Genomic DNA, 254 nt, shown 5'->3' on the forward strand with positions numbered 1-254 from the left:
GTCCGGGCCCTTTGAAATTAACGCTGATTTAGAAGACTCCATGGAGATCGTGGATCCCAGTGGCGCGGGCGAGACGGATGAAAGCGGGGACGAGCACGTCAGCGACGACGAGACGGATCTAGGGACGGACTGGGAGAACCTGCCGAGTCCCAAGTTCTGCGAGATCCCGTCCCAGCCGCTGGAGCTGATGGAGAGTCAGAGCACGCTCCTGTCCCAGCCCATCGCCAGCAGCACCGCGGGGGGCATGATCTCCT

At 62.2% G+C, this 254-nt stretch carries 1 protein-coding gene; it reads left to right on the plus strand.

Annotated elements, in window-relative coordinates; genetic code table 11:
- Positions 1–40: 40 nt before the first annotated feature.
- Positions 41–254, plus strand: a 214-nt coding sequence (locus EUU22_RS23575) for a hypothetical protein (RefSeq protein ID WP_165351280.1), incomplete at its 3' end; no start/stop codon positions are given.

Source organism: Ciceribacter ferrooxidans (assembly GCF_004137355.1).
Lineage (GTDB): Bacteria > Pseudomonadota > Alphaproteobacteria > Rhizobiales > Rhizobiaceae > Allorhizobium > Allorhizobium ferrooxidans.